The 25545-nt window shown below is 72.7% G+C and carries 24 protein-coding genes, 1 tRNA gene, 5 pseudogenes and 1 riboswitch; of the genes and pseudogenes, 23 read left to right on the top strand and 7 right to left on the bottom strand.

Annotation, left to right across the window (positions count from 1 at the left end; genetic code table 11):
* Positions 1 to 55: 55 nt before the first annotated feature.
* The 8 genes and pseudogenes from QUE40_RS15010 to QUE40_RS14980 all read left to right on the top strand — a co-directional run bounded on the left by QUE40_RS15010 (position 56) and on the right by QUE40_RS14980 (position 5989).
* Positions 56 to 490: a CBS domain-containing protein gene (locus QUE40_RS15010; protein WP_289231457.1), complete on the top strand. Its 435-nt coding sequence runs from the start codon at positions 56 to 58 to the stop codon at positions 488 to 490.
* Positions 491 to 551: 61 nt separating this feature from the next.
* Positions 552 to 1124, top strand: a pseudogene (locus tag QUE40_RS19440) (serine/threonine-protein kinase); the annotation flags it as partial.
* 98 nt (positions 1125 to 1222) lie between these two features.
* Positions 1223 to 2155 (top strand): serine/threonine-protein kinase, encoded by a 933-nt coding sequence (locus QUE40_RS15005; RefSeq protein WP_289231456.1) that lies wholly within the window; start codon positions 1223 to 1225, stop codon positions 2153 to 2155.
* A complete protein-coding gene (locus QUE40_RS15000; protein WP_289231455.1) occupies positions 2155 to 2577 on the top strand; it encodes a hypothetical protein in 423 nt (140 codons plus the stop codon). The genes QUE40_RS15005 and QUE40_RS15000 overlap by 1 nt, the downstream gene beginning before the upstream one ends.
* 5 nt (positions 2578 to 2582) lie before the next feature.
* The gene (locus QUE40_RS14995; RefSeq protein WP_289231454.1) at positions 2583 to 3221 is read left to right on the top strand and encodes a threonine/serine exporter family protein; all 639 of its coding nucleotides are present in this window, start codon (positions 2583 to 2585) and stop codon (positions 3219 to 3221) included.
* 56 nt (positions 3222 to 3277) lie between these two features.
* Complete coding sequence (locus QUE40_RS14990) at positions 3278 to 4075, top strand: threonine/serine exporter family protein (RefSeq protein WP_289231453.1); 798 nt, start codon at positions 3278 to 3280, stop codon at positions 4073 to 4075.
* Between the two features lie 155 nt (positions 4076 to 4230).
* Positions 4231 to 4377, top strand: a riboswitch (cyclic di-AMP (ydaO/yuaA leader).
* 7 nt (positions 4378 to 4384) lie between these two features.
* On the top strand, positions 4385 to 5104 hold the full coding sequence (locus tag QUE40_RS14985) for a transglycosylase family protein (RefSeq protein ID WP_142006626.1): 720 nt from the start codon (positions 4385 to 4387) through the stop codon (positions 5102 to 5104).
* A gap of 150 nt (positions 5105 to 5254) precedes the next feature.
* Positions 5255 to 5989: a prepilin peptidase gene (locus tag QUE40_RS14980; RefSeq protein WP_289231452.1), complete on the top strand. Its 735-nt coding sequence runs from the start codon at positions 5255 to 5257 to the stop codon at positions 5987 to 5989.
* 121 nt (positions 5990 to 6110) lie between these two features.
* Here the strand turns inward: QUE40_RS14980 and QUE40_RS14975 are convergent.
* The 4 genes from QUE40_RS14975 to QUE40_RS14960 all read right to left on the bottom strand — a co-directional run bounded on the left by QUE40_RS14975 (position 6111) and on the right by QUE40_RS14960 (position 8891).
* Positions 6111 to 6183: transfer RNA gene (locus QUE40_RS14975), tRNA-Thr, on the bottom strand.
* A gap of 26 nt (positions 6184 to 6209) precedes the next feature.
* Positions 6210 to 6899, bottom strand: a complete 690-nt coding sequence (locus QUE40_RS14970) for a helix-turn-helix domain-containing protein (protein WP_289231451.1) — start codon at positions 6897 to 6899, stop codon at positions 6210 to 6212.
* A 73-nt stretch (positions 6900 to 6972) separates the two neighbouring features.
* On the bottom strand, positions 6973 to 7737 hold the full coding sequence (locus QUE40_RS14965) for a 3-hydroxyacyl-CoA dehydrogenase (protein ID WP_289231450.1): 765 nt from the start codon (positions 7735 to 7737) through the stop codon (positions 6973 to 6975).
* 11 nt (positions 7738 to 7748) lie between these two features.
* Positions 7749 to 8891, bottom strand: a complete 1143-nt coding sequence (locus tag QUE40_RS14960; protein WP_289231449.1) for an acyl-CoA dehydrogenase family protein — start codon at positions 8889 to 8891, stop codon at positions 7749 to 7751.
* A gap of 145 nt (positions 8892 to 9036) precedes the next feature.
* Here QUE40_RS14960 and QUE40_RS14955 point away from each other — a divergent pair, with 145 nt between their 5' ends.
* From QUE40_RS14955 to QUE40_RS14890, 15 genes and pseudogenes are all read left to right on the top strand, one after another.
* Positions 9037 to 9309 (top strand): hypothetical protein, encoded by a 273-nt coding sequence (locus QUE40_RS14955; protein WP_289231448.1) that lies wholly within the window; start codon positions 9037 to 9039, stop codon positions 9307 to 9309.
* Complete coding sequence (locus QUE40_RS14950; protein WP_289231447.1) at positions 9240 to 11162, top strand: DUF6421 family protein; 1923 nt, start codon at positions 9240 to 9242, stop codon at positions 11160 to 11162. The genes QUE40_RS14955 and QUE40_RS14950 overlap by 70 nt, the downstream gene beginning before the upstream one ends.
* Positions 11159 to 11851: an SDR family NAD(P)-dependent oxidoreductase gene (locus QUE40_RS14945; protein WP_142006589.1), complete on the top strand. Its 693-nt coding sequence runs from the start codon at positions 11159 to 11161 to the stop codon at positions 11849 to 11851. The genes QUE40_RS14950 and QUE40_RS14945 overlap by 4 nt, the downstream gene beginning before the upstream one ends.
* 108 nt (positions 11852 to 11959) lie before the next feature.
* Positions 11960 to 13017 (top strand): annotated as a pseudogene (locus QUE40_RS14940) (threonine aldolase family protein).
* 175 nt (positions 13018 to 13192) lie between these two features.
* A complete protein-coding gene (locus tag QUE40_RS14935; RefSeq protein ID WP_289231446.1) occupies positions 13193 to 14071 on the top strand; it encodes a transketolase in 879 nt (292 codons plus the stop codon).
* Entirely contained in the window at positions 14068 to 15036 is a 969-nt protein-coding gene (locus QUE40_RS14930; RefSeq protein ID WP_289231445.1) for a transketolase family protein, read from the top strand. The genes QUE40_RS14935 and QUE40_RS14930 overlap by 4 nt, the downstream gene beginning before the upstream one ends.
* Positions 15029 to 16486, top strand: a complete 1458-nt coding sequence (locus QUE40_RS14925; protein WP_289231444.1) for an FGGY family carbohydrate kinase — start codon at positions 15029 to 15031, stop codon at positions 16484 to 16486. Before QUE40_RS14930 ends, QUE40_RS14925 begins: the two co-directional genes overlap by 8 nt.
* Positions 16483 to 17043, top strand: a pseudogene (locus QUE40_RS14920) (SDR family NAD(P)-dependent oxidoreductase); the annotation flags it as partial. The gene QUE40_RS14925 and the pseudogene QUE40_RS14920, both read left to right, overlap by 4 nt.
* A 50-nt stretch (positions 17044 to 17093) precedes the next feature.
* Complete coding sequence (locus tag QUE40_RS19435; protein ID WP_350226988.1) at positions 17094 to 17300, top strand: SDR family oxidoreductase; 207 nt, start codon at positions 17094 to 17096, stop codon at positions 17298 to 17300.
* A 28-nt stretch (positions 17301 to 17328) separates the two neighbouring features.
* Complete coding sequence (locus QUE40_RS14915; RefSeq protein WP_289231442.1) at positions 17329 to 18333, top strand: ABC transporter permease; 1005 nt, start codon at positions 17329 to 17331, stop codon at positions 18331 to 18333.
* Positions 18299 to 19291: pseudogene (locus QUE40_RS19430) on the top strand (substrate-binding domain-containing protein); the annotation flags it as partial. The gene QUE40_RS14915 and the pseudogene QUE40_RS19430, both read left to right, overlap by 35 nt.
* Positions 19288 to 19748: pseudogene (locus QUE40_RS19425) on the top strand (ATP-binding cassette domain-containing protein); the annotation flags it as partial. The pseudogenes QUE40_RS19430 and QUE40_RS19425, both read left to right, overlap by 4 nt.
* A 150-nt stretch (positions 19749 to 19898) precedes the next feature.
* Positions 19899 to 20783, top strand: coding sequence for an ATP-binding cassette domain-containing protein (locus QUE40_RS19420; protein WP_350227166.1), 885 nt, complete (start codon positions 19899 to 19901; stop codon positions 20781 to 20783).
* Positions 20784 to 20817: 34 nt separating this feature from the next.
* Positions 20818 to 21579 (top strand): SDR family oxidoreductase, encoded by a 762-nt coding sequence (locus tag QUE40_RS14895; RefSeq protein WP_289231441.1) that lies wholly within the window; start codon positions 20818 to 20820, stop codon positions 21577 to 21579.
* Positions 21580 to 21652: 73 nt separating this feature from the next.
* Positions 21653 to 22585: a sugar-binding transcriptional regulator gene (locus QUE40_RS14890; RefSeq protein WP_289231440.1), complete on the top strand. Its 933-nt coding sequence runs from the start codon at positions 21653 to 21655 to the stop codon at positions 22583 to 22585.
* Positions 22586 to 22733: 148 nt separating this feature from the next.
* Here QUE40_RS14890 and QUE40_RS14885 read toward each other — a convergent pair whose 3' ends face one another.
* From QUE40_RS14885 to QUE40_RS14875, 3 genes are read right to left on the bottom strand one after another with little or no spacing between them, the layout of a single operon-like run.
* Positions 22734 to 24020 (bottom strand): hydroxyacid-oxoacid transhydrogenase, encoded by a 1287-nt coding sequence (locus QUE40_RS14885; protein WP_289231439.1) that lies wholly within the window; start codon positions 24018 to 24020, stop codon positions 22734 to 22736.
* Complete coding sequence (locus tag QUE40_RS14880; RefSeq protein WP_289231438.1) at positions 24017 to 24841, bottom strand: SGNH/GDSL hydrolase family protein; 825 nt, start codon at positions 24839 to 24841, stop codon at positions 24017 to 24019. Before QUE40_RS14880 ends, QUE40_RS14885 begins: the two co-directional genes overlap by 4 nt.
* Positions 24838 to 25515: a uracil-DNA glycosylase gene (locus QUE40_RS14875; protein ID WP_142006581.1), complete on the bottom strand. Its 678-nt coding sequence runs from the start codon at positions 25513 to 25515 to the stop codon at positions 24838 to 24840. Before QUE40_RS14875 ends, QUE40_RS14880 begins: the two co-directional genes overlap by 4 nt.
* Positions 25516 to 25545: the final 30 nt, after the last annotated feature.

Here is a 25545-nt window from a genome sequence, read left to right as displayed (position 1 = left end):
CGATCCGGTCGCGCCAGACCGTGACGCGGCGCGGCGACCGGCGTTAGATTCAGTCATGCGCATCAACGACGTCCTCCGCAACAAGGGAAACCAGGTCGTCACCATCCGCAGTGACGCGACCGTGGGCGACCTCGTCGACCTGCTCGGCGAGCACGGCATCGGCGCGGTCGTGGTCGTGGACGACCCCGAGGCCCCGGCGCCGGTCGGCATCGTCAGCGAGCGCGATGTCGTGCGTCGGCTGCGCGACGGCGGCGTCGACTACCTCGCGAGCCCGGTCGCGCAGATCATGACCACGGACGTGCTGACCTGCCAGCCCGACGACGAGATCGAGGGCGTGGCCCGCCAGCTCACCGAGCACCGCATCCGGCACCTGCCGGTGCTCGCCGACGGCCGGCTCGCGGGCATCGTCAGCATCGGCGACGTCGTGAAGCAGCGCATGGACGAGCTGCAGGCCGAGCGCGACCACCTGACCACCTATATCCAGGGCTGACACCCAGCGCGGGTCCGACCGGCTCCCAGGATCTGTGAGGGAGACGGCTTACCGTGGAGGCATGGCAGCAGACGCGCGCCCGCCGAGGGGACCACAGGAGCGCGCTTCCGGCGACCCGGTGACCAAGGGGCATCGCCTGCCCACCGCGGTGCTCGGCGGGGGACGCGGCACGAGCCCCGACGACGACCCCACGCTCGAGCTCGGCCCCGGGGCGCAGATGCTCGGGCCCTACCTGCTCGTCGACAAGATCGGCGAGGGCGGCATGGGCGTGGTGCACAAGGCCGTCGACCGCGACGGCACCGAGGTCGCGGTCAAGGTGCTGCGGCCGCACATCGCCCACGACGACGGAGCCCGCGACCGGCTGCGCCGCGAGGTCAGCACGCTCGCGCGGGTGCGCCACGACGGCGTCGCCCCCGTGCTCGACGCCGACATCGACGGTCCCAACCCCTACCTCGTCACCCGCTACGTCCCCGGCCCGCCGCTGGACGACGTCGTCGAGGAGCGCGGCCCGCTCTCGCCCGACCAGCTCGTCGTGCTGGGCCGCGGCCTCGCCGAGGCGCTGGAGGAGATCCACCGCGCGGGCGTCGTGCACCGCGACCTCAAGCCCGGCAACGTGCTGATGGTCGGCGACGACCCGGTGCTCATCGACTTCGGCATCGCCCACGCGGCCGACGACGTGCGCCTGACCATGACCGGGCTGGTCATGGGGACCCCGGATACCTCTCGCCCGAGGTGGTCGAGGGCGCGCCGGTCTCCGACTCCACCGACTGGTGGGGCTGGGCGGCGACCCTGGCCTTCGCGGCGTCCGGCAAGGCGCCGTTCGGCAAGGGCCCGATGCCGGTCGTGCTCGACCGGGTCTCGCGGGGGCAGGCCGACCTGTCGGGGGTCGACGAGCGACTCCGGCCGCTGCTGGCCGCCGCCCTGTCGCCGGTGCCCACGGAGCGGCCCGACGCGGCCACGGTCCTCGACGAGCTCGAGCGCTATGCCGCGGGCGGTCATACGCGCGGGGTGCCGGTGCAGACCACCGCGCCCGACGCCGGTTCGGGCCGGCCGAGCACCCAGCAGACCCCGGCCGTTCCGCACACCCAGGTGCAGCCGCAGGCGCAGCCCTCCTCGACCTCGGTGCTGCCGCTGGCCGCACCTGCCGCGCAGACCGACCCGTTCGCGACGCCGACGCGCGAACCCGCCTCTGCCCGTACGTCTTCCGCACCTCCCGCAGGCCCGGCGCCCACCGAGCCGGTCGCCCGGCCGCAGCCGGGCACCCGCCCCGACCCCGCGACCCGGCCCGAGCCCGCGCAGCCCGCCCGCCGCGGGTGGGGGCGCCGGCCCCAGGCCGAGCCCGCTCCTGCGCAGCCGGCGACACCGGCGTACCCCACGGCGCAGGGCGGCCAGCCGCAGCCGTGGCAGTCCGGCGGTGGGCCGACCGGCCCGACCGCGCCGCACGACTGGGCCGCGCGTCAGCCCGACCCGCGCATCGGTCTGTCGGCGCGCACCGGCAGCCTCGCGGGGCTGCTGCTCGCGCTGCTCGGCATCACGGCGCTGTGGCCGGCCGTCGGGCTCGGCCTGCTCGTGCTGTGGACGATCGCCGCTCGCTGGACCGACCGGTCGATGACCTCGATGGTGCTGCGCCGCTTCCAGCAGGGGCGCGCCGGTCCGACGGGGTGATGGCCGTGGTCGCCTCGCCGTGGCACGGGCTGCGCGCCGTCGTCGCCACGTTCTTCTCCCTGCTGCTGCCGGCCTTCGTCGGCGGCGTCGCCGCCGTCACCACGGCGCTGCTGGTGTCGATGACCACCGGTGACCGGCCCGAGCTGGAGGCCTCGCTGCCCTGGGTGGTCGGCACGCTGATGGCTGCCTGGGTGCTGTGGTGGGGTCCGGGCGGGCCGTCGATGCGGCGCGGCTCGCGCAGCATCGTGCGCGGGCTGCTGCGCAGCGAGCCGCTCACCAAGGCGGTCATGGCGCTGTGCGTCGTGATCGCGGTGTGGTGCGCGTTCTGGGCCTTCACGAACGACATGGCGGTCAGCTGGTGGCCGTTCGACCCCCAGGGCTCCTGGTCGCTCGACGACTGGATCCCGCAGCTGCCCGGCTGACGCCCGTGGCCGACTCCTCCTCGCCCGAACGGCCCGCGGCCAGGCTGCGCCCGGTGCGCCGGCGCCTGATGCGCGGCGAACCGGTCACCGACCCGCTGCCGCTGCGCGAGTCGCTGCGGCACACGCCCTACCGCGACCCGCGGGTGCGCGACGAGCCCGGCGAGATCGCCGAGCGGCGCCGCCGGATGGAGCTGTCGGTGCGCGTCGGCGAGCTGCTGCTGCGCTGCGGCGCCTCGACCCGCGACGTCGAGAGCGCGGTCATCGCGGTCGCGGCCTCGCTCGGTCTGCGCCGGCTCGAGGTCGACATCACCAACCAGTCGCTGCTGGTGCAGGGGCCGGCCCCGAGCGGTGGCGAGCCGCTCACCGCGCTGCGCGTCGTGCGCACCTCCACCCGCGACTTCGCCCGGCTCGCCGCCGTGCACGACCTCGTCGACCGGATCATCACCAACGACCTCGACGTCGAGCAGGCCGGGGCCGAGCTGAAGCAGCTGCAGCGCGAGCCGCGGCTCTACCCGCGCTGGCTGGTGACCCTCGGCTACGGCGGCCTCGCCGGCTCGGTGGCCGCGCTGCTCGGCGGCGGCATCGTCGCGATCGCCGTGGCGGTGGTGTCGGCGATCATCATCGACCGGGTCGGCCGGGGCTGAGCCGGCGCGGCCTGCCCTACTTCTACGTCTGCGCCGCCGGCGGCGCCATCTCGACCGTGCTGGGGTGGCTGGCGTTCGTGCTCAGCCGCCTCGGCGACGGGCCGTGGGCGATGTCCACCGTCGACTTCGCCTACGCCGTCGCCGGCGGCATCGTGGTGCAGCTGCCCGGGCGCTCGATGACCTCGGCGGTCGAGGACGCCATCACCGGCTATCCGGTGACCGGCGCCGGCCGGATGCTCACCACCGTGCTCACCGGTGCGGGCATCATCATCGGCGTCGCGTTCGGGCTCTCGCTCACCCTGCGGCTGGACCGGGCGCTCGACCTGGAGCTCAGCACGCCCGGGGCGCTGCGGTTCGAGGGGCAGGAGCCGCTGCTGTGGCTGGTGGTCCTGTGCGGCGCCACCGGCGCGCTCGCCTCGGCGATCACGATGCGCTCGCGGCTGCGCATGCTGCTGCCGACGGCGCTGCTCGGCATGGTCGGGCTGCTGGTGTCGCAGACCCTCACCCGCTACATCGACCTCGGCGCCACCTCGGCGGTCGCCGTCGGCGCCATCGCCATGGGGCTGCTCGGCCGGGTGACCGCGCTGCGGCTCGGGGCGCCGCCGATGGTGCTGGTGGTCCCCGCGATCTCGCCGCTGCTGCCCGGGCTGCGCATCTTCCAGGGGATGTACGAGTCCGTGTCGGGCACGGTGGTCGGCGAGGCCGCCGCCGCGGCCACCAGCGAGGGCGTCGTCACCCTGGTCGGCGCGGCCGGTGTGGCGCTCGCGCTGAGCACCGGGATCGTGCTCGGCGACCTGATGTCCTCACCGCTGGACCGGTCGGCGGTCCGCCGTCGCCGCGCCCGGCGCCGGTGAGTTTCTGGTTCAACTAGCCCCCGTCGTACCCCTTCCGTGCCGTAACATTCTGGCGGCCCTGGCGATGACAACTGTGCCGTCACCGACAGGGCGTGCGACAACTGAAAACCCTTTGTGCGCGCGCCAGAACGCCGAACCTCGTCACCCATGGCGCGTTTCCCCGGACGGTCCGGGGCGCAGACGAGGGCGGGGGACCCAACACCGGGCGCGACAGCGTCCTGGGGTGAAGCCGGGGAGACCCGGCCGGGCACCTGACAGCTCGAACCCGACAGCTCACCTCGCAGGCGTTCGTCAGGGAAGGAACCCTTCGTGCCTTATACCCCGAAGCACGCTGCACCCAAGACCGTCTCTCGCACCGGTCGCCGTGCCGCCGGTGTCGTCATCCTCTCCGCGGCCACCGTCGGCGCCGGGCTCGGCACCGCCGGCAAGGCCGAGGCGCACACCCCCACCAACGTCTGGGACCGCGTCGCCGAGTGCGAGTCGGGCGGCAACTGGTCGATCAACACCGGCAACGGCTACTACGGCGGCCTGCAGTTCTCCTACTCCACCTGGAAGGCGTTCGGCGGCCAGAAGTACGCCTACACCGCCAACCGCGCCACCCGTGAGCAGCAGATCCTCATCGCCCAGGCCACGCTGCGCGTGCAGGGCCCCGGCGCCTGGCCGGTCTGCTCGGTGCGCGCCGGCCTGACCCGCACCAACGGCCTCGCGGTCGTGGTCGGCAGCGGCGACTCGGTGAGCCGCGACACCACCCGCCCGACCACCAGCAAGCTGGCGCTCGACGGCTCGTTCGGCCCGCTCACCACCAAGGCCGTGCAGAAGTGGGTCGGCACCACCCAGGACGGCTCGTTCGGCCCGATCACCAAGCGCGCGCTGCAGCGCAAGCTCGGCGTGACCCAGGACGGCTCGATCGGCCCGAAGACCATCGCCGCGCTGCAGACCCGCATCGGCATCTCGCGCGACGGCGCCTACCGGATGAACTACCGCACCACCCGGGCGCTGCAGGTCTACCTGAACAACAACGTCCTCTGATCCTCGCGATCTGAGACGACGTCCACGAGGCGCACCGGCTTGCCGGTGCGCCTCGTGCGTTGTGTCGTGCGGTCGCGTGCGTGGTGAGCCTCGTCCACAGGGTGAGGTCGCAGCCGCCTGCCGGACCCGGTCGCCCGGCAGGATGGCGCCGTGCCGATCTACGCCCTGCTGCTCGCCGCCGTCGCCGGCGGGGGAGCCGGCGTGGTCGTACGTCGGTGGCTGGTGCGCGGCTCCTGGCGCCTCCCCGAGGAGCAACCGAGCCGGTCGAGCAGCCCGACGGCGCGCCCAAGCCGGTCGAGTAGTCGCGAGGCGCTAGCCGAGCGGCGTATCGAGACCACCCGCACCGGCGCCCTCCCGCGCCTGGCCTGGGAGCCGGTGGCCCTTGCGATCCTGTGGCCAGGGCTCTTGGCAGTCGCCGGTCGAGTCGACCATCCGTGGGCCTGGCCCGCGCTCGCGGTCCTGTCCGCCGCTGGCGTCGCCCTGACCTCCATCGACCTCGCGGTCCACCGCCTCCCCGACATCTTCACGCTCGGGTCGGTCCCGGTGGTCGGCGCGCTCCTCGCGTTCGCGAGCTGGCGCGAGGGCGACTGGCAGGGCTGGGTCACCGCCGCGTGGGCCGCAGGCGTCGCGCTCATGGTGCTGCTGGTCCTGGGTCTCGGCGGCATGGGGCTCGGCGACGTGAAGCTCGGCGTCCTGCTCGCCGGCGCGCTCGGCTGGTTCGGCGTCACCGTGGCCCTGGTCGGCCTGCTGCTCGGATTCGTGCTGGGCGGCCTGTGGGCAGGCGTGCTGCTCCTGACCGGACGCGCCTCTCGCAGCACGCGATTCGCGTACGGCCCCTGGATGCTGCTCGGCGCCCTCGCGGCCCTGCTCACGATGCCCGGCTGAGCCCCGGGCGTGCTGCTGAGAGTGCGCAACACGCCCATGTCGTACGCCTTCGATGGGCCCTTTGCGCACTCTCACCGGAGCGGCGTGGGCGGCGGGGCCGGCGGGCTGGCTCGGCGCGCGGAGCCGGTGACAGGAGTCGAACCCGCGACATCCTCTTTACAAGAGAGGCGCTCTACCAACTGAGCTACACCGGCGCGGCCCGGGGACGGGCCGGTCAAGGCTACCTCGCGGCCCCGTTGAGGATCATCGTCGCCTCGCGGCGGTTGCCCGCGCCGACGAGCGCGAGGATCGCCGAGACCTCCCGCTCGACGGTGCGCACTGACGTCCCCAGCCGGCGCGCGGTCGTGACGTCCTTGTCGCCGCGGGCGAGCGACCGGGCGACCTCGAGCTGGCGCGAGGTCGGAGCGTCGGGCGCGTCCTCGGCCGGCTCGCTGACCTCGAGCAGGTCGTCGCGCAGCTCGCGCAGCGGCAGCAGCAGCTCGTGGTTGGTCGAGGCGTACAGCGTCGGTTCGTGCCGCCGCGTGACCGGTCCGGCGATCATCGCCACGTGGTCGTCGACCAGGGTGAGGTCCACCGCCACGGGCGCGACGCGCACGCCGGTGCCGGGGCAGGCGAGCAGCGGGCAGCGGGCCACGGCCTGCTCGGGGACCATCACGCTGAGCCGCACGGGCCGCACCGTCTCGGGGCACGGGCCGGGCAGCCGCCAGCCGGTCTGCATCCGCGTCACGCTGGCGCGGGCCATCGACTCGATCCGCTCGACCTGCTCGTCGATCGCGTGGCGCCCGACCGCGACCAGGCGCAGCCGCGGGTCGCTCGGGTCGAGCGCGGCGGCGAGCATCTCCTCGCGCAGCGCGCTGCCGCGCCGCTGCAGATCCAGGTCGGTCCGGGGTGAAAGCTGGGTCATCGTCATGGTCGCGAACGCTCCTTCGAGGTCTCGCGGCTACGACGTCACCCGGCCCGGGGTTCGTTCCGCCCGGATCGGATCAGCGCGGCGGCATGCGCAGCGCGCCGTCGAGCCGGATGACCTCGCCGTTGAGCATCGGGTTGTCGACGATGTGCGCGACGAGCGCGGCGTACTCCGCCGGCCGGCCCAGCCGCGACGGGTGCGGCACCTGCGCCTCGAGCACCGACTTCACGTCGTTCGGCAGCCCCGCGAGCATCGGCGTCTCGAACGTGCCGGGCGCGATCGTCATGACGCGAATCCCCTTGTCCGCCAGGTCTCGTGCGCTGGTGAGGGTGAGGCCGACGATGCCGCCCTTGGACGAGGCGTACGCCGCCTGGCCGATCTGTCCGTCGAACGCGGCGACCGACGCGGTCATCACGACGACGCCCCGGTCGCCGTCGACCGGCTCGTTGCCGAGCATCGCCTCGGCCGACAGGCGCAGCACGTTGAACGTGCCGATCAGGTTGATCTCGATGACCGTGCGGTAGTCCTCGAGGCTGTGCACCCCGCGCTTGCTGATGATCCGCCCGGGGGTGCCGACGCCGGCGCAGTTGACGACGACGCGCAGCTCGCCGAGCTCCTTCGCCGCGCCGATCGCGGCCTGCACCTGCTGCTCGTCGCGCACGTCGGTGGTGACGAACGTGGCCCGCTCGCCGAGCTCGGCGGCCAGGTCTGCGCCGCGCGAACCCTCGAGGTCGGCCAGCACCACGGCCGCGCCGTCGGCGTGGAGCCGGCGGGCGGTCGCCTCGCCGAGGCCGGAGCCTCCGCCGGTGACGAGGGCAACGGTCTTGTCGTCGATCTGCACGTGAATCCCTTTCAGGCAGTGATCAGCTGGCGCGAGATGACCAGCCGCTGGATCTGGTTGGTGCCTTCGAAGATCTGGGTGACCTTGGCGTCGCGGAAGAACCGCTCGGCCGGGAAGTCCTGGGTGTAGCCCGCGCCGCCCAGCACCTGCACCGCGTCGGTCGTGACCCGCATCGCCGCGTCGGTGGCGGTCAGCTTGGCGACCGCGGCCTCCTTGGTGAACGGCATGCCGGCGTCGCGCAGCCGCGCGGCGTGCAGGTAGGCGGTGCGCCCCGAGCTGACGGCGGTCTCCATGTCGGCGAGCAGGAACGCGAGCCCCTGGTTGTCGGCGATCGGGCGACCGAACTGCTTGCGCTCGCGGGCGTACGAGATCGCCAGGTCGAGTGCTGCCTGGCCGAGTCCCGTTGCGGCGGCAGCGATTCCGAGGCGTCCGGAGTCGAGGGCGGTGAGCGCCAGTTTCATGCCCATGCCTTCCTCGCCGATGAGGCGGTCGGGGCCGACCCGCACGTCGTCGAGGATCACCTCGCGCACCGGGTCGCTCGCGAGCCCCATCTTCTTCTCGGGCTCGGCGAACGTGAGGTCGTCCGGCGGGACGAGGAAGCAGGACAGGCCCTTCGTCGGGTCGTCGCCGGTGCGCGCGAACACCGTGTAGAAGTCGGCGTGGCCGGCGTTGGAGATCCACGCCTTGCGCCCCCGCAGCACCCAGCCGCCGTCGTCGTCGCGCCGGGCGCGGGTGGAGATCGCGGAGACGTCGGACCCGGCCTGGGGCTCGGAAAGGCAGTAGGCGCCAAGCTTTTCGCCGCTCAGCATGTCGGGCAGGAAGGTCTCCTGCTGCTCGCGGCTGCCCATGGTGGCGATGGGGTAGCAGCTGAGGCTGTGCACCGACGCGCCGACGGCGACGGACATCCAGGTCGAGGCGATCTCCTCGATCACCTGCAGATAGACCTCCTGCGGCTGGCCGCCCCCGCCGAGGTCCTCGGGGTAGGGGAGCGACAGCAGGCCGGCCTGCCCCAGCGTGCGATAGGTCTCGCGCGGCATCTCGCCCTTGCGCTCGGTCTCGTCGACCACAGGGGCCAGGCTGCGGCGACAGACGTCACGCGTCAGCTCGATGAGGTCTGCCGACTCCGTTGTCGGCAACAGTCGCTGCACGGGCATGGGCGCAGGTTAACCGGGCGGCGGTGACCTGGATCACGCCGGGGGTGAGCGCCGGATGCACCCGCCCCCACCCCGGTGGACGGATGGAGAATCTGTCGCCTACCGTGGTCAGCGCGAAAGATTCTTCACCGTGAGAGGGGTTGTCATGAGCGTCTTCCCGAAGATCCTGGTCGACCAGGCCCACAGCAGTGCGTGGTCGCTGAGCCGTGAGGTGGCGGCGCGGATGAACCCCGCCAACCCGGCCGACGCGAGCCTGGCCCGCGCCGCCGAGGTGCTGCAGGGCACCGGTCTGCAGGTCGTGGGCCACGAGCAGGGGAGCTCACCGCCGACGCGCTCGAGGGCGCCGACGTGCTGGTCGTCGCGCACCCGGCCGAGGCGCGCTCGGAGCGCGTCGTCGGCGACCTGCCTCCGGTGCTGACCGGTGCCGAGCTCGACGCGGTCGAGCAGTTCGTCCGGTCCGGCGGCGGCCTGGTGGTGCTCGGCGAGTGCGACCAGGACACCTACGGCAACAACGTCAACGAGCTCCTCGCGCGGTTCGGCCTGGGGCTGCGCAGCACCCTCGTGCACGAGTCGGCCGAGGGCGGCCGCCGGCACCAGGGCAACGCGACCTGGGTGCTGGCCGAGGCCGGCGAGGGGGCCGGTCAGGGTCTGCTGGCCGGCGTCGACGAGGTCGCGTTCTACCGCGCCGGCACCATCGACACCAGCGAGGCTCCGCAGGCTCTCGTGCTGCAGCGCACCAGCGCCACCGCCGACCCCGCGCGCCAGCCGGTCGCCGTCGCGCTCCCGGTCGACGCCGGCCGCGTGGTCGTGCTCGCCGACTCCGACCTCGCGGGCGACGACTCGATCGACGAGCTCGACAACGCGCGCTTCGTCAGCAACGTGGTCACCTGGGCGAGCGGCGGCAACCGCGCCGCGACCCTCACCGCGGTGAGCGGTTCCGGCACCGTCGACCTGCCCGAGTGGCAGCGCCTCAAGGCCGCGGTCGTCGAGCTGCGCGCCACGCAGAGCAAGGACGGTTCGATCGACGGCGAGCAGCACGACCTCGACCGTGCCCGCGAGCTCGTCGACACCATGAAGCGCGAGATCGCTGCGCTGGCACCGCGATTCCCGCACGACGCCGACTACCTCGCGGCCCTCCCCGGCGACCTCGACCGCTGGGTCGGGTCCGGCTTCGCCAAGCCCGACTTCCTCGACTCGCTCATGGCGTTCCGCCCCGACCTCTCGCGCGAGGACGGCATCGAGCACCTGGTGGTCTTCCCGATGTACACCCAGAACGGCAACCCCGACCGGGTCTTCGAGGCACTGCTGGTGTCCGTGCAGTGGCCGGACTGGCTCGCCGAGGTGGAGCAGATGTACGACAACAAGATGTTCCTCGCGGTGAACTTCATCGATTTCACCCCCGGCTACGACACCAACTCGGCCGTGCTGTTCCCCGAAACCGTTGCGGTGCGGGAGGTTCCGAAGTTCAGCTGGGGCGCGATCTTCTGCGACCGCGAGGGCGCGCGCTTCCGCCGCGTCGTCTCCGAGGCCTCGTCGCTGCTCGGCCTGCAGCTGCCGCCCGACGCCGAGCGGCTCGTGCGCTCGCAGGACCTCGCGCAGTCGACCTTCGCGATGTGGGACCTGATCCACGACCGCACGCACAGCCACGGCGACCTGCCGTTCGACCCGTTCATGATCAAGCAGCGGATGCCGTTCTGGATGTACGCCCTCGAGGAGCTGCGCTGCGACCTGAACACCTTCCGGCAGGCCGTCGAGCTGGAGAAGCAGGGGCAGCCGTACGCCAAGCTCGTGCAGTACGCCATCCTCTTCGACCGGCTGTTCCGCTTCCCGATCACCGGTGAGCGGGTGCGCAACTACGACGGCCTCGGCGGGCAGCTGCTGTTCGCCTACCTGCACAGCCAGGACGCGCTGCGCTGGACCGACAACCAGCTGTCGTTCGACTGGCGACGGGTGCCCGAGGTCGTGGTCGCGCTGTGCGACGACGTCGAGAAGCTCTATCGCTCCGGCATCGACCGGTCGCGCGTCGGGCACTGGCTGGCGTCGTACGAGTTCGTCACCACCTACGTCGCGCCGCACCCGGCCTCGACCTGGGCCAAGGGTGCTGCCGCGCTGCCGCTGGACGGCCCGCCCAAGGGCCTGACCGACCTGGTGCAGCCCGACGAGTTCCCGCTCAACGTCTTCTACGAGGCGCTGCGCAAGAAGCTCGGCGACACCATCGCCTCGACCTCGGGTATCACCGCGACCAGCGCGGACACCCGGGTGGCCGCGTGAGCCTGCGCGACGCCGTCGTCGTGGTCACCGGCGCGACCGGCGCGGCCGGTCCGCCGGTGATCGAGCGGCTGGTCGACGCCGGCGCCACGGTCGTCGCGGTCGGGCGCGACCGCGCGAGCCTCGACGCCCTCGCCGGTGAGCGGGTCGTACCGGCTGTGGTCGACCTGCTCGACGCCGAGGCGACCGAGGCGTTCGGTCGGCAGCTGCTGGCCGAGCACGGACGGGTCGACGGGCTGGTGCACCTGGTCGGCGGCTGGCGGGGCGGCAAGGGCATCGTCGAGGCCGACCTCGCCGACTACCGATGGCTGCACGACAACCTCGTGGTCACGCTGCAGCACGCCACGCGCGCGCTGCACGATCCGATCGCGGCGTCGCCGATCGGGCGGGTGGTCATCGTGTCGACCACGGCGCTGGACCGCCCGACCGCCGGGAACGCGTTCTACCTCACGGCCAAGGCGGGTGCCGAGGCGTGGATGCAGGCGCTGGCGCACTCCTTCCGCGAGACCGAGGCGGCCGCGGTGGTGCTGCGCATCAAGGCGCTGCTGACGCCGCAGATGCGCGAGGACAAGCCAGAGGCGAAGTTCACCGGCTACACGCCTGTCGCGCTGCTCGCCGACGTCGTGGTCGACCAGTTCGAGGAGCCGGCAGCGCAGATCAACGGCGGCACCTTCTCGGCCCTGCCCGGCTGACCTCCCCCGTCGCTGAAACGCGGTTATAGCGCTACGACCGTGCTGCAGCGAAGTCGTAGCGCTACAACCGCGTTCTAGCCGAAGGAGAACGTCTGTGAGCATGGTCCGGTGACCGACAGCCTGAACCCGTTGCACGACCCCACCGCCCGAGGATTCGCCAGCGACAACTATGCCGGGATCCACCCCGAGGTGCTGGCCGCCCTGGTGCGGGCCAACGGGGGCACCAGGTGGCGTACGGCGGCGACGTCTACACCGAGCGGCTGCAGGAGCGCTGCCGCGAGCACTTCGGCGAGCGCGCGCAGACGTTCCCCGTGTTCAACGGGACGGGCGCGAACGTCGTTGCGCTGCAAGCGGTTACCGACCGCTGGGAGGCTGTCGTGTGCACCAGCACGGCGCACATCCACGTCGACGAGTGCGCGGCGCCCGAGCGGATGGGCGGGCTGAAGCTGCTCGCCCTCGACACCCCCGACGGCAAGCTCACCCCCGACCAGATCGACGCGGTCGTGCTCCGCCACGACGACGAGCACGCGGCCCAGGCCAAGGTCGTCTCGATCACCCAGTCGACCGAGCTCGGCACCTGTTACACCGTCGAGGAGATCCGGGCGCTGGCCGACCGCGCGCACCGCGACGGGCTCGTGCTGCACGTCGACGGGTCGCGGCTGGCCAACGCCGCGGCGCACCTCGGCGTCGGCTTCCGGGAGATGGTGCACGACACCGGCGTCGACATCCTGTCGCTGGGCGGCACCAAGAGCGGGGCGATGGTCGGGGAGGCCGTGGTCGTGCTCAACCCCGACGCGGTGCGCGGGACGAAGTTCCTGCGCAAGCAGTCGATGCAGCTCGCCTCGAAGATGCGGTTCGTCTCGGTGCAGCTCGAGGCGCTGCTCACCGACGACCTCGCGATCCGCAACGCCGCCCACGCCAACGCCATGGCGACCCGCCTCGCCGACGGCGTGCGCGACCTGCCGGGCCTCACCCTCACCCGCCCGGTGCAGGCCAACGCGGTCTTCCCGGTGCTGCCGCACGAGGTGAGCCGACGGCTCATGCAGCGGTTCCCGTTCTACTTCTGGGACGAGGTGACCGGCGAGGTGCGGTGGATGTGCGCCTTCGACACCACCGAGGCTGACGTCGACGCCTTCGTCGCCGCGGTGCGCGAGGAGCTCGGCTAGCTCCGCCGCGCCCCGGCTGCACGACCACGAGATCGCGCTCTCCCCGAGGGGAGGGCGCGATCTTTCGTCGGTGCCCACCCGAAGGGATTTCACCCGAACGTCTTGACCGTGTGATCCACGTCATGTCACTATCGAATAGTCATGCACCACTGACTAGATATGCAAACGAGGAAACATGCTGAAAGCAGATGCGGAGCGGGCCCGGGCCTGGCACGCACGCCGGGAGGAGTACGCCGGCAGCGACGCCGCCGGCCGTACGTCCGTGGCGGCCGACGAGGCCAGGCTGGTGCGCCGCACGATCATCGAGACCATCGCCGCGGCGGGGCAGGGCCACGTCGGCGGCGACCTGTCCGTCACCGACATCCTGACCGTGCTGTTCGACCAGGTGCTGCGGATCGACCCGGAGGAGCCGCGCTGGGGCGACCGCGACCGGTTCGTCCTCAGCAAGGGGCACTGCGCGGCCGCGCTCTACTCGACGCTGGCCCAGACCGGCTTCTTCGACCCGGCCGAGCTGTCGACCTTCATGGCCCCGGGCAGCGCGCTCAACGGGCACCCCAACGCGATCAAGGTCCCCGGGGTCGAGACCAACACGGGTCCGCTCGGCCACGGCCTCCCCGTCGCGGTCGGCGCCGCCCTCGGCGGGCGCCTGCAGGACTCGCAGCGGCGGGTCTTCGTCGTCTGCGGTGACGGCGAGCTGCAGGAGGGCAGCAACTGGGAGGCGATCATGTCGGCCGCCCAGTTCGGCCTCACCAACCTCACCCTCGTGGTCGACCGCAACCGGCTCCAGCAGGGAGCGCGCACCGAGGAGACCAACGGGCTCGACCCGCTGCCGGACCGGCTCGCCGCGTTCGGGTGGGAGGTGCGCGAGATCGACGGCCACGACTACGAGGCCCTGCGCACTGCGTTCGAGCCGGCGACCGAGGGAAAGCCGGTGGCCGTCGTCGCCAACACCGTCAAGGGCAAGGGCGTGTCGTTCATGGAGGACCGCGTCGAGTGGCACCACAAGGTCCCGACCCCCGAGCAGGTCGAGCAAGCACTCAAGGAGCTGGCATGAGCACCACCACGGCACCCGCCGTCCACGACAACCGGACCGCCTTCGCGGAGCAGCTCATCGAGCTCGCCCGCGCCGACGAGCGAGTCGTCGCGGTCTGCAACGACTCCGTCGGCTCCAGCAACCTCGTGGCGTTCCGCGACGAGTTCCCCGACCGCCTCATCAATGTCGGCATCGCCGAGCAGAACATGGTGGGTGTCGGCGCCGGCCTCGCCAACAGCGGCCTCGTCCCGTTCGTGTGCGCGGCCGCGCCGTTCCTCACCGGCCGGGCGCTGGAGCAGATCAAGGCCGACGTGGCCTACAGCGCGCACCCGGTGGTGCTGTGCGGGATGAGCCCGGGGCTGGCGTACGGCGAGCTCGGCCCGACCCACCACTCGCCCGAGGACTTCTCCTGGCTGCGGCCGCTGCCCGGCCTCGACATCGTGGTGCCGACCGACCGCGAGCAGACCCGACAGGTCGTTCGCGAGCTGGTCGAGCACCCGCGCCCGACGTACGTCCGGGTCGGCCGGTTCAAGGTGCCTGACCTCCCCGAGGGCGTGGGTGAGCCGCTGCAGCGCGGCCGGTTCCAGACGCTCCGCGAGGGCGACGACGTGGCGATCATCGCCGTCGGGAGCATGGTCTCTCGCGCGGTCGATGCCGCGGATCTGCTTGCGGCAGAAGGAATCTCGGCCCGGGTGCTGAACGCGGCGTGGCTCTCGCCGTTCGACAGCGAGGCCGTGCAGCTGGCCGCGGCCGACTGCGGTGCGATCGTCACCGCCGAGGAGGCCAACGTCAGCGGCGGGCTCGGCGCCGCGGTGGCGAGCGTCGTCGCGCAGCAGCCGGCCCGGGCGCGCATGCGCATCCTCGGCACCGACGGGTTCGCCCCGACCGGCAGCACCCAGTGGCTGCTGGACTTCTTCGGACTGACCGTCGAGGGCATCGCGGGCGCGGCCCGCGACCTGGCACGGGACGAGTCCCGCGGTGCCTGACCAGCCGTACGTCCTGGCGATCGACCAGGGCACCAGCTCGACCAAGGCGGTCGCGGTGGCCGAGGACGGCACCGTGCTCGCCACCGCGCAGGTGCCGCTGGGGCAGACCCACCCGGCGCCTGGGCAGGTCGAGCAGGACGCGAGCGAGATCCTCGCCTCCGTCCACCGCGCCGCCGAGATCGTGCAGCAGGAGATCGGCTCGCGGGTGCTCACGACCGGGCTGAGCGTGCAGCGCGAGTCCGCGCTGCTGTGGGACCCGAGCGCCCGCAAGCCGCTGTCCCCGGTGCTGGGCTGGCAGGACCGACGTACGTCCGGCGCGGCCACCCGACTGCGCGGCACCGCCGCGGGGCAGCGGGTCCAGGAGCTGTCCGGCATGCCGGTCGACCCGATGTTCTCCGCCCTGAAGGTGCGCTGGCTGCTCGACGAGCACGGCTCCGCCGACGGTGTCGCGGCCGGCACGCTCGACGCGTTCCTGGTCTCGGCGCTGTGCGGCGGCCGCACGCACGAGGCGGGGAGCGCCAGCCGCACCCAGCTGCTCGACGTCACCACGGGGGAGTGGAGCGAGGAGCTGCTCGACATCTTCGGAGTGCCGCGGGCGGTGCTCGGCGAGGTCGCCGACTCCGACGCCCCGCTGGGCGCGATCACCGAGGGGCCGCTCGCCGGCTGCCGGGTCGACGCGGTGCTCGGTGACTCGCACGCGGCGATGTTCGGTCACGGGGTGCGGGCGCCCGGCGAGGTGAAGGTGACCTACGGCACCGGCTCGTCGGTGCTCGGCCTCGTGCCCGACGGGGCCGCGGCCCCCGAGGGGTTGGTGCGCACCATCGCCTGGGCGCGGGGCGGCCGGCCGGTCGCCGCGGTCGAGGGCAACATCCTGTCGACCGGGGCCACGCTGGTGTGGCTCGCCCGGCTGCTGGCCACCACGCCCGAAGACCTGCTCGCGCTCGCCGAGACCGCGCCGGCCGACCACGGCGTCGACCTGGTGCCCGCGTTCGCCGGGCTCGCCGCGCCCTGGTGGGACGCCGAGGCCGTCGGTCTGGTCAGCGGCCTCGACCAGGGCGTGGACCGAGCGGTGCTCGCGCGCGCGGCCGCGGAGTCGGTGGCTCTGCAGGTCGGCGACGTGCTCGACGCGGTCGAGCGCGGCGGCGCCGACGTCGCGGCCATCCATGCCGACGGCGGGCCGACCCGCAACGCCTGGCTCATGCAGCTGCAGGCCGACCTCGCCGGCCGCCGGGTGCGCCGGTCCGGGGTGGCCGAGCTGTCCGCCCTCGGGGCGGCCCACCTCGCCGGCCTCTCGGCCGGCGTCTGGACCGAGGACGACCTCGTCGAGATGCCGCGCCAGATCACCGAGTTCAACCCCCACCCGAGCGCAGCCGGAGGTGACCGGCGAGACCGCTGGCACGCCGCCGTACGCCGCTCACGCTTCCGACCGAACCAGGAGAACGACTCATGACCGACACCACGCAGCCCGTCGCCGACCCGATGTTCGCGGGCACGCTGCAGGGCCGGGTGGCCGCTGTGACCGGGGCCGGGCGCGGGATCGGCCTGGGCATCGCCACCGCGTTCGCCGAGGCCGGCGCGCAGGTGGTGCTGATCGACCTCGACGAGGCTGTCACGTCGGCGGGCGAGGAGCTGCAGCGGCGCGGCTTCGCGGCCGCGGGAGTGGTGGCCGACGTCACCGACCCCGAGCAGGTCGGCGCGGCCATGCAGGTCGCCGAGCAGCGCTTCGGCGGGCTGGACGTCCTGGTCAACAACGCCGGGATCATCACCATCGACAAGCTGGAGGACACCCGGCTCGAGGACGTCGAGCGGGTGCTGCGCGTCAACACGACCGCCGTGCTGATCGGCGTGCAGCAGGCGTTGCCCCTGCTGCGCGCCAGCGACCACCCGTGCGTGCTCAACGCCTCGTCCGGGCAGGGGCGTCAGGGCTTCGTCTTCACCCCGGCGTACGCCGCCAGCAAGTTCGGGGTCATCGGCCTCACGCAGTCGCTGGCGAAGGAGCTGGCGCCGGACGGGATCCGCGTCAACGCCTACTGTCCCGGGATCGTCGAGACCCCCATGTGGGAGTACAACGACCGCCGCTGGGGGCTCTCCTCGGCGACTACCAGCCCGGCGAGCTCATCGCCGAGTGGATCGACGGCATCCCGCTCAAGCGACCGGCCACGGCAACCGACGTCGCGAACCTTCTGCTCTTCCTGGCGTCCGACGCCGGGCAGTACATCACCGGCCAGGCCATCAACGTCGATGGCGGCATGTTCATGAGCTGAGCGCACGCTCAGCGGTCAAGGAGTCCCCATGTCCCAGACAGCCACCCCAGTCGCCCAGGGCGACCCGCCGACCGGCTCGCCGACGCGCGACCGACTTCTCGGCTATCTCTCCGGATCCGGAGGCGCGGCAGCAGGTTTCGTCGCCCTGTTCGTGATCATGTCCCTCACGGTGCCGTACTTCTTCACCGGTCGGAACCTCATCAACATCGTCGACCAGGTGGCGGTGCTGGGCATCCTCGCGCTGGGCGCGACGTACGTCATCATCACCGGCGGCATCGACCTGTCCGTGGGCGCGGTGCTCGCGCTGAGCGGCATGGTGATGGGCTGGCTCTCGCACGAGATGGGGATGCCGCTGCCGTTCGCGATGCTCGTCGCCGTCGGGGTCGGCGCCCTGTGCGGGCTGCTCAACGGGCTCGGCGTGACGCGCATGAAGCTGCCACCGTTCATCGCGACGCTCGCGATGATGTCGATCGCGCGCGGCCTCGCCAACCTGGTGACCAACGGTGAGCAGATCGTCGGCTACCCCGAGTGGTTCTACGACCTGTCCTCTCGCCGCTACCTCGGCTTCCTGTCGGTCACCACGCTGCTGCTCGTGCTGCTGTTCGTCGCCGGCGCCTACTTCCTGTCCCACCGCACCGGAGGCCGCGAGGTCTACGCCGTCGGCGGCGGCAAGGAGGTCGCGCGGCTGGCCGGCATCAACGTTCGCAAGGTGACCACCTGGGTCTACGTCCTTGCCGGGGCGCTCGCGGCGGTCGGAGCGATCGTGCTCTCCTCGCGGCTGGACTCCTCGCAGCCCTCGGCCGGCAACGGCTACGAGCTGGACGTCATCGCGGCCGTGGTCATCGGCGGCGCGTCGCTCACCGGCGGCACCGGCAAGGTCAGCGGCACGATCTTCGGCGTCCTGATCATCGGCTGCCTGCGCAACGGCCTGAACCTGCTCGGCGTCTCGCCATTCGTGCAGCAGGTCGTCATCGGTCTGGTCATCGCCGTCGCGGTGGGTGCCGACGTGCTGCGGCGGAGGGCCGACGCGTGAGGGCCCGCACCCGGTTCGGCCGCGCAGTGGGCGCGCTCCTCGCGCTCCTGGTGGCGGTCGGTGCGCTGAGCGGCTGCGCCGTGACGGCGGCCGGCAACGAGGACGGCCGCAAGGTCGTCGGGCTGGCCGTGGCCAACCTGCAGGCCGACTTCTTCAACCAGATCCGCCAGTCGGTGCAGCGCGAAGCCGACCGGCGCGGCGTGCGCCTGGTCATCGCCGACGCCAAGGGCGACCCCGACACCCAGGTGAACCAGATCCAGGACCTGATCACCCGCGACGTCGACGCGATCATCTACATCCCTGCGGGGGCGACGGCAGCCACCGTGCCCGTGCGCAACGCCAGCCGGGCCGGCATCCCCGTCGTGACGATCGACCGCAACCCCGACGGCGCCCCGGGCGACACCTTCATCGCGACCGACAGCGAGAAGGCGGCCCAGGACCTGGGCGGCTGGGTGGCTCGGGAGAAGGGCGGCCAGGCCAACATCGGCGTGGTGCAGGGACAGATCGGGACGACCCCGAGATCGCCCGCAACGCGGGCTTCCTGCGCGGGATCGCTCCCTACCCCGGCGTGCGCGTGGTGGCCAGCCAGGCGTCGAAGCAGTGGGCGCAGGACGAGGGGTTCACGCTCGCCACCGACATGCTGCAGGCCAACCCGCGCATCAACGCCTTCTTCGGCCGGGCCGACGCCCTCGCGCTCGGGGCCGCGCAGGCGGTGCGCGCCGCCGGCCGCAAGGACATCCTCGTCGTCGGGTTCGACGGCGACCGGGCCGCCCTGACGGCCGTCCAGAATGGCACGCTCGCGGCGACGATCGTCCAGCAGACGCAGAAGATGGGCCGCCTCGCGGTGGACTCCGCCCTCCGGCTCGACGCCGGGGAGACGCTCCCGGCCGAGCAGCTGCAGCCCGGTCTCCTCGCCACGCGCGACACTGTCGCGCCCTACATCAAGGAGCACCCGTGAACACGCAGACGCCTCGAGAAGGCTTGCGCGTCAAGCAGATCCGCAAGGAGTACGCCGGCACCACCGCGCTCGACGGCGTGGACTTCGAGGTCCGGCCGGGAGAGGTCGTGGCCCTGCTGGGCGAGAACGGCGCCGGGAAGTCGACGCTGGCCTCGATCATCGCGGGCAGCAACGAGCCGACGTCCGGGTCGATGACCTGGGACGGTGCCGACTACGCCCCGGCCGACCCGCACGAGGCCATGGCGCACGGGATCGCGATGATCCACCAGGAGCTGCGGCTGCTCCCGACCTGTCGGTCGCGGAGAACGTCATGGTCGGCCGGTGGCCGGTCCGCGGCGGCCGGGTGGATCACCGGGAGATGGAGCGGGTCGCGCGCGAGCAGCTGGCCCGGCTGGGGTTCGAGGGGTCGCTCGGCACGCCCGTGCGCCGGCTCAGCGCGGCCGCGCAGCAGCAGGTCGAGATCGCCAAGGCGCTCAGCCAGGACGCCTCGCTGGTCATCCTCGACGAGCCCACCGCGGCGCTCGGCGACGCCGAGACGCAGGCGTTGTTCGAGTGCATCCGCGACCTCAAGGCCGAGGGGGTGGGCTTCGTCTACGTGTCCCACCGCATGGCCGAGATCGCGCAGATCGCCGACCGCATCGTCGTCCTGCGCGACGGTCAGCAGGTGGCCCAGCACGACGACGCGCAGGTCTCGCCCGACGTGCTCGTGCAGGAGATGGTGGGGCGTTCGGTCGAACGGCTCTATCCCGACCTGCTGCCGCCGCGCGACGAGGTCGTGCTGCGGGTGCAGGGCCTGACCTCGGCCGAAGGTCGGTTCGCCGACGTCAGCTTCGAGGTGCGCGCCGGCGAGGTGTTCGGCATCGCCGGCATCGTCGGGGCCGGCCGCACCGAGCTGGTGCGCAGCATCTTCGGCGCCGACCCGCTCAGCGAGGGGACCGTGGAGGTCGACGGTGCTCCCCTCCGGCTCACCGGGCCCGCCGACGCGATCCGCGCCGGCTTGGTGCTGGTCCCGGAGGACCGCAAGTCGCAGGGCGTCATCGTGCCGTTCACCGTGGCCGACAACCTGCTGCTGCCCAACCTGAAGGAGCTGGCCCCCTCGGGCAACCTCGCACCCGGCAAGGCCGGGCGGCTCGCCCAGGAGATGAGCGAGCGGGCGGGGGTCAAGGGCGGCGCGAAGGCGCTCGTGTCGGCCCTGTCCGGCGGCAACCAGCAGAAGGTCGTGCTCGCGAAGTGGCTCGAGCGTCAGCCCCGCGTGGTGATGCTGGATGAGCCCACCCGCGGCATCGACGTGGGAGCGCGCGCCGGCATCTACGAGACCGTCTCCGACCTCGCGGCCGCGGGCAGCGCCGTCGTGGTGGTCAGCTCCGACCTGGAGGAGGTCCTCGGCCTCGCGCACCGCGTCCTGGTGATGGCCGACGGGCGGGTGCGTGGCGTGCTGGAGCGCGACCGCGCAGACGCGGAGTCCGTCATGAGCCTCGCCACGACGTCCTGATCAGTCCAGAACCGTTCAGCAGCAAGGAGTTTCGATGAGCATCTTCGACCTTGAGGGCAAGACCGCCCTGGTGACCGGAGCCGCGAGCGGCATCGGTCAGGCGTGCGCGGTCGAGCTCGCCCGGATGGGGGCCGGCGTCGCCCTGGTCGACCGCTCCACCGACGGCCTCGCCTCGGTCGCGGCGGCGGTGCGCACTGCCGGGGCGCGGTCGCTGCCGCTCACGGCCGACGTGACGGTCCCCGGCGAGATCGACGAGGCCGTCGAGCGCGTCGTACGCGACTGGGGCCGCCTCGACATCGCGGTGAACAGCGCCGGTATCGCCCACGCAGCACCCGCGGCAGACCTCGCCGACGAGGACTGGGCGCGGGTCTTCGACGTCAACGCCACCGGCCTGTTCCGCAGCTGCCGGGCCGAGGGGCGCGTGATGCTCGAGGCGGGCGAGGGGGCGATCGTCAACATCTCCTCCATGTCCGGGGTGATCGCCAACCGGGGCCTGGAGCAGGTGCACTACAACGCCTCCAAGGCCGCGGTCACGCACCTGACGAAGTCGCTCGCCGTGGAGTGGGCCGGGCGCGGGGTGCGGGTCAACGCTGTGAGCCCGGGCTACACCGCGACGCCGATGAACACCCGCGCCGAGGTGGCCGACCAGGTGCGCGAGTTCGAGGACCAGACACCGATGGGCCGGATGGCGGAGCCGCGCGAGATCGCCGGACCGGTGGTGTTCCTCGCGTCTCCGGCCGCGTCGTTCTGCACCGGCGTCGACCTGCTCGTCGACGGAGGTTTCTGCTGCTGGTGAGCAGTGCGCCTATCGTGACGCGGGTGACGTCGCAGCCAGGACAGGGGTCCCCGCGCCCGACCGCCTCGCTCTCATGAGCAAGGTCGCGCGGCTCTACCACGAGCAGGGCATCCGGCAGCCCGAGATCGCCGACCGCCTCGGCCTGTCGCAGTCGCGGGTCTCGCGGCTGCTGCGCGAGGCGGTGCAGGTCGGGATCGTGCGCACCGTCGTGATGCCTCCTCCCGGGGCGCAGACCGACCTCGAGGTCGCGCTGGTCGACCGGTTCGGGCTGCTCGACGCGGTGGTCGTCGACGCGCCGGCCGAGGACGGACCCGAGCTGCTGCAGGCGCTGGGCGGCGCCGGCGCGCTGCTGATGGAGCGCACCCTGCGCAAGGGCGACCGGGTCGGGCTGTCGTCGTGGTCGTCCTCGCTGCTCGCGGTCGTCGACTCGATGAGCCCCGGGGCGGGCGTCGGGGCCGACCTGGTGGTGCAGCTGCTCGGCGGCATCGGCCAGCCGCAGGTGCAGGTCTCGGCCAACCGGCTCACCGAGCGGCTGGCCTCGCTCACCGGTGCGGAGGCGTACGTCGTCGCGGCCCCCGGGGTGGTCGCCAGCCGAGCCCTGCGCGACGAGCTGCTGTCGGACTCCTACCTGCACGGCGTCGTGTCGCTGTGGGGCGACCTCACCGTGGCCCTCGTGGGCATCGGGAGCCTGCAGCCCAGCCCGCTGCTCAAGGACTCGGGCAACACGGCGCCGGAGAAGGACATGGCGATCCTGCGCGAGCACGGGGCCGTGGGCGACGTCTGCCTGCGCTTCTTCGACGGCGACGGCCAGCTCGTCAGCGGCGACCTCGACGAGCGGGTGCTGGGCATCCCCGTCGAGTCCTACCGCGCGATCCCACGCCGGGTGGGCGTGGCCGGAGGGCCCCGCAAGCTGGACGCGATCCTCGCGGCGGTCCGCGGCGGGTGGGTCAACGTGCTCGTGACCGACGTGACGACCGCCGCCTCGCTGCTCGGCGCCAAGGCCTGAGCCGTGCAGATGGACGGGACGAACGCGGCAGCCCTTGCGTGATTCCGCAGGATCTCGGGCGGTGGCGCGCGTTCTTCCTGTCCAGATGCGCGCGTGGGGGTCTCGATACGCCGCGCTCGTCCCTCGCGCGACTACTCGACCGGCGTGCTCACCAGAGGCGCATCGCCTGGGCCAGCACCTCGCGGGCGTCGGCGGCCTCGACCGGGCGGGGAGCCGTGGTCAGCAGGCGCTGCTGCTTCATCGTCCCCTCGACCAGCGCGTCGAGGTCGGACTCGGAGAAACCTACGGCGGCAAGGCCGTTCGGGATCCCGATGTCCTGATAGAGCGCGACCAGCACCGAGGGGAGCAGCTCGCGGTCGTCGGCGTGGGTGGCGTCCGGGGCCAGGCGCCGGGCCGCGGCCAGGTGCCGCTCGGGCGCCGCGTCGAACGTGAAGCGGAACGCGGCCGGCGCGGTGAGGGCGACCGCCATGCCGTGCGGCACCATCGCCTCGTCGCCGGGGTAGTCGTCCGGGCGAAAACCCTTGACCTGACCCGCGATCGGGTAGGCGTTGGCGTGGGGGAGATGCACGCCGGCGTTGCCGAAGCCCATCCCGGCGAACGTCGCCGCCATCGCCATGGCGCCCCGCGCTTCGGTGTTCGCGCCGTCGGCGACGGCGGTGCGGAAGCTGCCCGACATCAGGTCCAGCGCCTTCTCGCACCACATGTCGGCGATCGGGTTGGACCCGCAGTACGGCACGCGCTGCTCGGGCGCCTTGTGCTCGTACGTCGTGTAGGGCCGGGCCGTGTAGCTCTCCAGCGCGTGGCACAGGATGTCCATGCCCGCGCTGGCGGTCACCATCGGCGGCTGCGACACGGTGAGCTCGGGGTCGATCACCGCCATCATCGGGCGCAGCCGGGCGTGGCTGATGCCGCTCTTGACGTGCTGGTCGAGCACGTCGAGCACGCACACCGTGGTGCTCTCGGCGCCGGTGCCGGTCGTGGTCGGCACGGCGATGAGCGGCAGCAGCGGCGACGTCGGGGCCTTCCCGCCGCCGACCGGGGCGTTGACGTAGTCGAGCAGGTCGCCGTCGTTGGTGAGCATCAGGTTGACCGCCTTGGCGGTGTCGATGCTGGAGCCGCCGCCCACCGCGACGATCGCGTCGAACGGCCCGTTCTCGCGGGCGAACGCCACGGCCTCGGCCATGCTCCGGTCGGTCGGCTCGACGTGGCTGCCGTCGAAAATCACTGAGTCCACACCGAACTCGGACATCTGGTCGGCGACCTTGCGCGGCCCGCCGGACGCCGCGATGCCCGAATCCGTGACGACCAGCGCGCGCGTGGCGCCGGTCGTGCTGAGGTCGTAACCGATCTCGTCGCTGGACCCCGGGCCGAACTTCAGCTGCGGCGCGCCGTAGGTGAAGACCTGCTCCGGGCGCGCGGGCGTGGGGTGGGTCATGACGTCTCCTCGAGGGCGGGGTCGAGCGGGGCGACGGTGGGTCGCTTGGGCTGCACGGTGTCGCCGGAGCTGCGGCCCTGCACCCGACGCTGCACCCACGGCGACAGGTGCGTGCGCACCCACGCCGCGTGGCTCTGCGCGGTGGCCCAGCGACCAAGCGGCTCAGCGGGACTCAGCGGCGAGGTCCAGTCCAGCCCCGGCTCCAGACCGAGCGTCCAGGCGGCCTGCGCGGCGACCCGCTCGTGCCCGACGGTCGACAGGTGGATGCGGTCCTCGGACCACATGTCGGGGTGGCGCAGCACGCGCATCGACCACACGTCGAGCACGGAGCAGCCGTTGCGCTGCGCGATGCCCCAGACGTTGGCGCTGTGCACCGCCAGCCGCGGACGCACGTGCTTGAGCACCGGCGCCCAGCCCGGGTCGGCCGTCGTGGCGAGCAGCACGTCGGCGCCGGACGCCCGCAGCCGCTGGACGGCACCCTCGAGCCGCGCGGCGACCGCGTCGAGGTCGACCTTGGGCCGCAGGGCGTCGTTCGCGCCGCCGACGACGCTCACCAGGTCGGGCGACAGCTCCAGCGCGGCGTCGGTCTGCGGGCCGGTGACGTCACCGACGAGGCGACCGCGGATCGCGAGGTTCGCATAGCCGAAAGGCTTGTCCTCGCTGGCGTTTCGCGCACCGAGGTATGCCGCGAGGCGGTCGGCCCAACCGACGTACACCTCCGGGTCGTCGGGTGACCGGTCGCTCATGCCCTCGGTGAAGGAGTCGCCGATGGCGACGTATCGCTCCCACCGGCGTCCGGTGGGCGAGGCGGTGGGGTTCATGCCAGCTGCCAATCGATCGGGGCGGCGCCCTGCTGCTCGAGCAGGGCGTTCGCGCGGCTGAACGGACGCGACCCGAAGAAGCCGGACCGCGCGGAGAGCGGCGAGGGGTGGGCGCTCTCGACGTAGGGGACCGAGCCCAGGTGCGGGGCCAGGTTGCGCGCGTCGCGGCCCCACAGGATCGCGACGAGCGGCTCGTCGCGGGCGACGAGCGCGTTGATCGCCGCCGCGGTGACGTGCTCCCAGCCCCGGCCGCGGTGGCTGCCGGGGGTGCCTGGGCGCACGGTCAGCACCCGGTTGAGCAGCAGCACGCCGTGCTCGGTCCACGGCGTGAGGTCACCGTTGGCGGGACGGGGAAGGCCGAGGTCGCTCTCCAGCTCGGTGTAGATGTTCTGCAGGCTGCGCGGCACCGGGCGTACGTCCGGGGCCACCGAGAAGCACAGCCCGACCGCGTGCCCCGGGGTCGGGTAGGGGTCCTGCCCGACGATGAGCACCCGCACCTCCTCGAACGGGCGCTGGAAGGCGCGCAGGACGTTCTCGGCGGCCGGGAGGTAGCCGCGGCCCTCCTGCAGCTCGGCCCGCAGGAACTCGCCTGCCTCCGTGAGGTGCTCGCGCGCCGGCGACAGCGCGGGCACCCAGCTTTCGTGGACGAGTTCCTCGAGCGGGCGAGCGACCATGGCGGCCAATCTAACGAGCGGCCGCTCGCC

This window comes from Barrientosiimonas endolithica, assembly GCF_030296655.1.
Lineage (GTDB): Bacteria > Actinomycetota > Actinomycetes > Actinomycetales > Dermatophilaceae > Barrientosiimonas > Barrientosiimonas humi.
Note: the sequence above shows the minus strand (reverse complement) of the source record. Positions and strands in the feature narration are given on the sequence as shown.